7 protein-coding genes are annotated in these 7,701 nt (G+C 55.9%); 3 read left to right on the forward strand and 4 right to left on the reverse strand.

Features of this window, described 5'->3' with window-relative positions; all coding sequences use genetic code 11:
- Positions 1-19: 19 nt before the first annotated feature.
- Together NE637_RS15220 and NE637_RS15225 are read right to left on the reverse strand one after the other, a co-directional pair.
- On the reverse strand, positions 20-394 hold the full coding sequence (locus tag NE637_RS15220; protein ID WP_227119210.1) for a hypothetical protein: 375 nt from the start codon (positions 392-394) through the stop codon (positions 20-22).
- A 620-nt stretch (positions 395-1,014) separates the two neighbouring features.
- Entirely contained in the window at positions 1,015-1,461 is a 447-nt protein-coding gene (locus NE637_RS15225; RefSeq protein ID WP_227119211.1) for a GyrI-like domain-containing protein, read from the reverse strand.
- A gap of 125 nt (positions 1,462-1,586) precedes the next feature.
- On the opposite strand from NE637_RS15225, the gene NE637_RS15230 reads away from it, so the two are divergent.
- From NE637_RS15230 to NE637_RS15240, 3 genes are all read left to right on the forward strand, one after another.
- Positions 1,587-2,501, forward strand: a complete 915-nt coding sequence (locus NE637_RS15230) for an AraC family transcriptional regulator (protein ID WP_227119212.1) — start codon at positions 1,587-1,589, stop codon at positions 2,499-2,501.
- Positions 2,502-2,699: 198 nt separating this feature from the next.
- The gene (locus NE637_RS15235) at positions 2,700-4,466 is read left to right on the forward strand and encodes a methyl-accepting chemotaxis protein (RefSeq protein WP_227119213.1); all 1,767 of its coding nucleotides are present in this window, start codon (positions 2,700-2,702) and stop codon (positions 4,464-4,466) included.
- Positions 4,467-4,865: 399 nt separating this feature from the next.
- Positions 4,866-5,636, forward strand: a complete 771-nt coding sequence (locus NE637_RS15240) for a hypothetical protein (RefSeq protein WP_192113249.1) — start codon at positions 4,866-4,868, stop codon at positions 5,634-5,636.
- A gap of 157 nt (positions 5,637-5,793) precedes the next feature.
- On the opposite strand, the gene NE637_RS15245 is transcribed toward NE637_RS15240, so the two are convergent.
- Both NE637_RS15245 and NE637_RS15250 read right to left on the reverse strand, forming a co-directional pair.
- Positions 5,794-6,732: a carbohydrate deacetylase gene (locus NE637_RS15245; RefSeq protein WP_227119214.1), complete on the reverse strand. Its 939-nt coding sequence runs from the start codon at positions 6,730-6,732 to the stop codon at positions 5,794-5,796.
- Positions 6,733-6,735: 3 nt separating this feature from the next.
- Positions 6,736-7,701 (reverse strand): glycosyltransferase family 2 protein (locus tag NE637_RS15250; RefSeq protein ID WP_256267788.1); only part of this gene is annotated, 966 nt, incomplete at its 5' end.

Here is a 7,701-nt window from a genome sequence, read left to right on the forward strand (position 1 = left end):
GTACTTGAGTACGCTGCGCTCAAAATCCCGGCGCTTCCTTTTCAGACCGCAAAAAGCGTATTTTGCAAATTCGCCCAACACCAGCCGTCGCCTCCGCGTTCGCTCCGGCGAGTTTAAGGAAGGCGACTTTACGACCATCTCCTGATGGAGGGCCGGGGTGAAAGGCAGAAAAGGCAATAAAAGCAGAAAGGCAGGGGGAAAAGACAAAAGGAGGGTAAAGAGTTCTGGCGGGGTGGGTGAGCCTGTCAGGCTGATTTACGCAAACCTGACTTTTACGCCCTGAATGCGTCAGCGCCGGGATTTTGATACTCACGTACTTGAGTACGCTGCGCTCAAAATCCCGGCGCTTCCTTTTCAGACCGCAAAAAGCGTATTTTGCAAATTCGCCCAACACCAGCCATCGCCTTCGCCTTGCTCCGGCGAGTTTAAGGAAGGCGACTCCACGACCAGCTTTTGATGGAGGGCAGCTCTTTCTGACTCGCAATTCATTCTGCTAGTTATGACCGAATGGAAATTGCCATTTACGCGCATAACTTTGCTATATCGCATAGTTTTTTGTTGTGGTTAGCCCGGGCTTGGAGGTGACTGAAAACCCAGAATCCGTGGGGAAAGAGTACGAAGCCATTTCCTAAACGAGCGACTAGATCAGTGGAATTTGGCTGAAGCGGATATTGATCGAAGCGAAGGCGTCCTCTGGCATTTACGCGGCGCGGAGGGAGATCACCTGAGCGAGCGCAGCGAGTGAGGGAAGCTCCCGCAGCTATAGCCGCGTTGCCCTCGCTGTTTTGCGGAAGCTGAAAACCTTTCTTAGGGGGTGCTTCGGGGGGGATGCAAGGGGGGCCGAGAAGGGGGCATAGCCCCATAACCGGCCCCGCCTTGCTGCGCGCCGCACAGGCGTCCCAACTTCGCCGGACGGCGGAATCCCGTGCCCGAAGGGCAGAAAAAAGATAAACTTGATGCCTCTCGGGCGCGGCCACGCCGGGCAGGTGTCCCAACGCCGCCGGACGGCAGAATCTAACGCTTGACCGGCATAAACAGGTCAAACGGCATACTCGGATTCCAGTCCGCAGGGTACAATTCAAAGCAGGGGGCCTGCTCGTTCAGTTTCCATTCCTGCTGCCCGCCAAGCCACGTCTGGTACATGAACATGTATCCCGCACCGATGCTTTCCAGATTTGGCACAGTGCAGCGGGCGTAGGAGCCGGACGGTATGGCGGTGGTTTCAATGCCTGCTGGAATCTGTTCGTCAGCCTCAACAGCGGCCCAGTAGTCAAAATCCTGGGCATTGAGCATGATGGAAACGCCGTAGCTTTCCTTGCCATAAATTTTGGGCATTTGCGGGCAGAAGTTCTGCCATAGGGTTGGACAATCTTCCTTGGCCTTTGCCATGTTGGTACGCACCTTGATGCCCATAAGCTGCTTGGCCGGAAAATCCACAACTTTTATTTCAAATCCGTTCATAGGTACTCCTTGCGGGGATATATTGTGTGGGGTCAGCATGTTCCTGCTGGCGAAAATTCGCTCGACTTTTTTTGCGCTTCTGCCCACCGTGGCCCTTGGCGGCCAGAACCGAGATGGGAGAATAAATGGAAACACTTACCTACCAGCAGCGTATAGGCCTTGTGCTGCGCCACATTGAGCAGCACCTTGATGCCAGGCCAAATCTGGAAGAGCTGGCGCGCATAGCCTGTTTTTCGCCCTACCATTTTCACCGGATATTTTCTTCAATGGTGGGCGAGAGCGTTGCAGCATACGTGCGCCGTTTGCTGTTGGAGCGCGCCGCCATGCAACTTGGGCATTCCCCTGAATCTGTCACCCAGATAGCCCTTGGCGCGGGCTATGATAGCGTGGACGCCTTTACGCGGGCTTTTCGGGCGCATATGGGCATGCTGCCATCCGAATACCGCCGCAGGAAGGGGCATCTGGAGGTTGCCCGCAGGCGAGATCTTACGCGTCCCCTGTTTTACCATGAAATGAGCGATCTCCCGCCCATGAATGTACGTGTTGAAAAATTTGCGCCGTGCTTGGTGGCTGCTGTGCGGCATACAGGGCCGTATGACGAGAGTTTCCCTGCATGGGAAAAACTGTGCGGCGCGCTGGAGGCTAACGGCCTGCTTTCTGATGCCTCAGTGGCGTACGGCGTGAGCTATGACAACCCGGACATTACCGCGCCCCAAAAGTGCCGCATGGATGCCTGCGTCAGCCTGCCGCCAGGATTGCTGGAAGCAAGTGCTGAATTGTGCCCCCTGCTACAGAATGAGGAGATTTTTTTGCGGCATATTGGCGGTGAACAGGAGTATGCCGTGCTGCGCATCAGGGGGCCGTACTTCCTGCTGCATCCTGCCTACAGGTCGCTATTTGGCGTATGGTTCCCGCAGAGTGGACGCGAGCCGTATAATGATCCGGGCTTTGAAATCTACTGGAATTCACCGCAAACGACCCCTCCCGCAGACCTGCTGACGGAAATATGCATTCCTCTCAGGCCGATTGATAAGTCCTGATTTTCCGAGCGTCGTGTGCACACGCTGCTGGACACTATGGCAGGAATTTGGTTGGGCAGCTAAACAAAGGATTGTAGTGTGTTATATGAAAAATATTTTTAATTACTTTTGCTGATAACCTAAAATGTTTAAAGACTATGCCGATAAAGAATGTAGTGTGCTAATAGTATAAAATCCCCCTCCCCTGGAGAATTGACCATGAGCCTTTTAAAAAATACACGACTGCAAACAAAGCTCATTGTGAGTTTTATCCTGTCTTCGCTGATGACCCTGGGCGTAGGTGTTTTTGCCGTTTTTGAACTGGGAAAGGTCAATAATGCGGACACAATCCTTTATGAGCGCGCCACCGTCCCAATGGCGGATCTGCTGAAGCTGGCCGTAGGTTTTCAGCGCATTCGCGTCAATATGGAAGGTATCGTTGGTGCATCGTCTGATGCGGAGGTTAAGCAACGTACTGCCCAGATTGAAGCGCTGCGCAAAGAAATAGACGAAAGCTCAAAAGCTGTGGAGAAAACTCTCATTTCTGCCAAGGCAAAGCAGATTATCGAAGAGTACAAGGTGCACCGCGCTGCGTTCAGAGGCATGACGGACAAGGTTCTCAAATTGAAGCAGGCTGGTGATTCCGCCGGAGCCGAAGCTTATCTTGACAGCGAAGGAAACAAGCTGGCCGACCAGTATCAGGATTCCATAAACCGCCTTGTGGAATCCAAGGAGGAGCAGGGCCATCTGCTCGCCCAGTCCAATGACGAACTGGCTGATTTTTCCAAAAAAATGATTTTTGCGGCCATTGCTATTGGTTTTATGCTGTCTGTGGGGCAAGGCATTTTGCTCACGCGCGAGGTTATGCGGCAGCTTGGCGAAGACCCTGGCTATCTTGCCGAAGTAGCGGGCAAGATTGCTGACGGCGATCTTAACGTGACTTTCCGTCCGCAAAAGAAGCCCGGCGGCGTTTATCATGTCTTGCAGAACATGGTGGGAACCATGAAGGACAAGATCGCCGAGGCGGAGCAGAAAAGCGCAGAAGCTTCGGAGCAGGCCCACCATGCGGAAATAGCCACGCAAGAGGCTCAGGCTGCCAAGGTGCAGGCCGAGCGCGCCAAGGCCGAGGGTATGTTGCAGGCCGCGCACCAGCTTGAAAGCGTGGTTGAGGTGGTATCAACTGCCACAGAGCAGCTTTCTGCATTGATTACGCAATCGAGCAATGGGGCAGAGGAACAGTCTCGGCGGGTTTCGGTTACGTCCTCTGCCATGGATGAAATGAACGCCACCGTGGGCGAAGTTGCGGAAAATGCCGCCAAGGCCTCTGATACCTCCGATACCGCGCGCACCAAGGCGCAGGAAGGCGCGCAGCTGGTTCGCAATGTGGTGAGCGACATCACTGAGGTGCAAAAGCAGTCGCTTGAAGTCAAGGCCGATATGGCCACGCTCGGCAAACAGGCCGATGGCATTGGGCAGATCATGAGCGTTATTTCCGATATCGCAGATCAGACCAACCTGTTGGCCCTTAATGCCGCCATTGAGGCCGCTCGGGCTGGCGATGCCGGGCGCGGCTTTGCCGTGGTGGCCGACGAGGTGCGCAAGCTGGCGGAAAAGACCATGACAGCCACGCAGGAAGTGGGCGGCGTTATCCGTGGCATTCAGGAAGGAACCCGCAAAAGCATTGACGGCGTGGACAAGTCTGTTGCCACCATTGAAAGCGCCACGCGCCGGGCCTCGCTCTCTGGCGAGGCGCTTACGCAGATTGTCAGCCTTGTGGAACAGGCAAGCGATCAGGTGCGCTCCATTGCCGCAGCCAGCGAGCAGCAGTCGGCATCCAGCGAAGAGATCAGCCGCTCCGTGGAGCAGGTAGCAACGATTTCGGTAGAAACCGCGCAAGCCATGGGAAGGGCCAATCAGGCCATGAGCGAGATGGCCCAGCAGGCCCAGGTGCTGCGGCGGCTTATTCAGGAAATGAAGGCTGGTTAACGGAACGCCGTAGCCATGTTTGAGAGCAGAAAAAGAAGAAAGCAAAGAGCGTCTGAAGGCGACAGTGGCCGCAAGATGCTTGTTTGCTGATTATCCGCCAGTTTGGCAGCTATGGGCAAGGGGAGGATCGGAAAGATCCTCCCCTTGCGGATTTTTATGATTTGTTTGCGCTTGCTGCTGCATGATATCTGGCAGGTTGCTGCGTGTGCCTGCCAGATATTTTTTAAGTATTGCAGTGATGTTGCGGTCTGGTCACGTTCTTGCGCAAGTTGCCGCCGCCCGGTTTACGCGCATTGCGCCTTGCTGGCGGTTGGGTTATGATTTTGCGCATCGAAAGTTTGCCTGGGGCGCAATCCTGCGCGAGGCGAGCTTTTGCGGCCATGTCTCGGAGGCTTCAACGTGCGGCGTTTTTATCAGGAAAGCTGGCAGGGCATACCCTTCACGTCCTTTTCACATATTTCATTCTTTCATCTGGCGGAACCAAAGTTTTATGCGGTTTTTTACGAAGAGCTGTTCCGCCGCTACAAGAATTGGGACGATTTGCCATCTGTCTGGCGCGAAAACAAGCGCACAGACGCAAAATGGCTTATCGGTCAGTTGCGTGCAAAACTGGCGCAAGACCCCGCAGGGCGCACGGAACCCGTGCGCGTGCTGTCCATTGGCAGCGGCGTGGGCTATATGGAAAAGATTTTGCTGGAAGAAATGCCGGAGCTTGAACTGCACGTCAACGAGCCCAGCACAGTAGGCATGAAGTGGCTGCGGGAATACATACCCAGCGACCGCATCTATATCGGGCTGCCGCCCATGTGCCTGCCCTCTGATGTGCAGTACGACATGATCTACCTGTCTACTGTCGACTACGGCATTCCTACGCGCGAGTTCCAGCATCTGCTGTGGGAACTGCGGGCGCAGCTTGCCCCCGGCGGGGAACTGGTGCTGCTTTCTGCGTCATTGCTGGAAGAAGATTCGTTTATCGGCAGTTTCGTGAACGCTATCAAGATCGGCATCCGCGCGGCCCTGCACTATATGGGTATTCGTCGGCAGCAGTTCTGGGGCTGGCGGCGCACGCAGGATGAATACCGCGATCTTTTCAAAGAGGCTGGCTTTACCCGGGTGAAGGACGGCTGGCTTGAAGACGGCTTTGAAACCTACTGGATTCGCGGCCAATAACGGTCATGCAGGCGTGAGCGCCACCACTGAAGAATGTAAACGGCCCAAAGGCAACAATGCTTTTGGGCCGTTTGTTGTTTGCCGTGCGGGATTTTGTTGGGTGAAATGCCGGAGCAATCCGGCACCTGCCGGGTTGGGCTGGCTGGGGTTGCTCTTGTTATGCTTCCGCAAAGGTCTGCAAGGATCCGTAGCGCGCCAGCACGGCGCTCAGGCTGCTGTCAAGCAGCATGGTCTTTTCTGCCAACCGTGCGTGGCTCTGGTAAAAACCGCGGTGTCGCATGCAAGCATCGCTGGCGTCATGCCCTCCGCCGGGGTGACTCATAATTTCCACCAGCGGGGCGCGCTCCTTCTGCCGCTGTATGGCCGCAAGGGACGCCTCGGCCCGTGCCGCAGTAAGGTTGCCGCCGCTAACAAGCCCGCACAAAAAACTGTTGTGGGCAACGCCTGTCTGATCCAGCAGGGCCGCAAACCCCTTCGACCAGTGCGCGAGCAGGGCGCGCCGCATGCATCCCACAAACATCTGCGTCAATGGCAGCGGGGGCAGGTGAGCGGGTTCCCTGGGCAGACGCACATAGGCAGGCGGGTGCTCCCGCATGAGGTCGCGCATGATTCCGCGCAGGGCGGGGATCGTATGCACGTGCAGATGCCCGTCCAGATGCAGCCCTCCCCTTTGCCGCAATGGTGAAAAGCCGCTGGCAAAGGCATCTATCTGGGCTTCAAATTCATTACGAATGGCTGAAAGCAGGGCCTTTTTGCTGGGGCCACTGCCAGTGGCAAGGTTACAGAGCATCTGCCCAAGCCCGTACCGAAAGATGCCATCTGCATCAACCAGCGGGCGCACTTGTGAAACGGGCGCCGTGCAGCGCCCTTCAAGAATATTCAGGTGCAGGCATACGCGCACATTGGGCATGGCAGCCAGTTGTTGCAGACTCTGTGCCGCGTCTGAGCCGCCCATAATAACGGAAACGGAGTTGAGCGGCCCCTGTGCAAGGCAGGCAAAGATATCCTGGCTGATCTGCCGGGTCAGGCCGCAGTCATCCGCATGGACGATAAAACGCATGGAAGGCAGTTTTTCGGCATCGCTTTGCTGGCGCATGAATCAGGCGTCCGTCTTGTCGCCTTCCAGCGTTTCGGCCAGAAGATAGCGGGGTCTGCCCTTAAGCTCGACAAAGGCGTGGTGCAGGTAGGCCGACAGAATGCACAGGCCGGTGAGAATGGCGCTGCCGGTCAGCAGCATCAGCAGAATGACCGTGGTAAATCCCGATTCCGCTTGTCCTGTAGCATAGCTCCAAAGAGCCTCGCAGCCCACCATAAACGAAAGACTATAGAACAGCAGGGTAATAATGCCAATGACCAGCAAGGGCTTGCCGCTGAAAGACGTCATGGAATCAACGGCCAGGGTAACCCTGCGGGCCAGGCTCCATTTGCTGGTGCCGCCGCAGCGGGCGCAGGGCGTAAACAGTATTTCCTTGTGTCGAAATCCCATCCACGAAGTCAGCCCCCGGTAAAAGAGCTTGCGTTCGCCAAGATTTTTCCAGCCATCAACCACCTTGCGGTCAAGCAGTTTGAAGTCCCCCGAACCTTTGAGGTCATATGAAGTCAGCATCTGGAAAATGCGGTAAAACGATACGGCGCAGATTCTGCTTAAAAACGACTCCACTTGCCGTTCCTGCTTGCGTACATCAACCACGTCTACAGCGCCGGCGCGCCACAAGTCCACCATTTCTGGTATAAGCGCAGCGGGGTGCTGCATGTCGCTGTCCATGGTGATGACGGCATCGCCCCGCGCGGCCTCCAGGCCCGCGGAAAGGGCGGCATCCTTGCCGAAATTACGGCTCAGGCGCAGGCAGCGCAGGTTGGCATATTGTCCGGTCAGTGCACGCATGGCGGCCCACGTGTCGTCTGTGGAGCCATCGTCAACCAGTACTATTTCGTAGCTGAGGCCGGTTTCTGCCTTCAATGGGGCGAGCACCTCGACGAGAGCAGCCACAAATTCGTGCAGATGGCCGCCTGAGGTAGGCTGGAAAAAACGGACGCCATAGTTCATATCCATATGAGGAGGTTC

The sequence above is a fragment of the Desulfovibrio desulfuricans genome, from assembly GCF_024460775.1.
GTDB classification, from domain to species: domain Bacteria; phylum Desulfobacterota; class Desulfovibrionia; order Desulfovibrionales; family Desulfovibrionaceae; genus Desulfovibrio; species Desulfovibrio desulfuricans_E.

Bases quoted from the DNA above. Each gene is read 5' to 3' on its own strand.
- NE637_RS15230 (WP_227119212.1), top strand. From the start codon at position 1,587: ATGGAAACACTTACCTACCAGCAGCGTATAGGCCTTGTGCTGCGCCAC.
- NE637_RS15225 (WP_227119211.1), bottom strand. From the start codon at position 1,461: ATGAACGGATTTGAAATAAAAGTTGTGGATTTTCCGGCCAAGCAGCTT.
- NE637_RS15235 (WP_227119213.1), top strand. From the start codon at position 2,700: ATGAGCCTTTTAAAAAATACACGACTGCAAACAAAGCTCATTGTGAGT.
- NE637_RS15245 (WP_227119214.1), bottom strand. From the start codon at position 6,732: ATGCGCCAGCAAAGCGATGCCGAAAAACTGCCTTCCATGCGTTTTATC.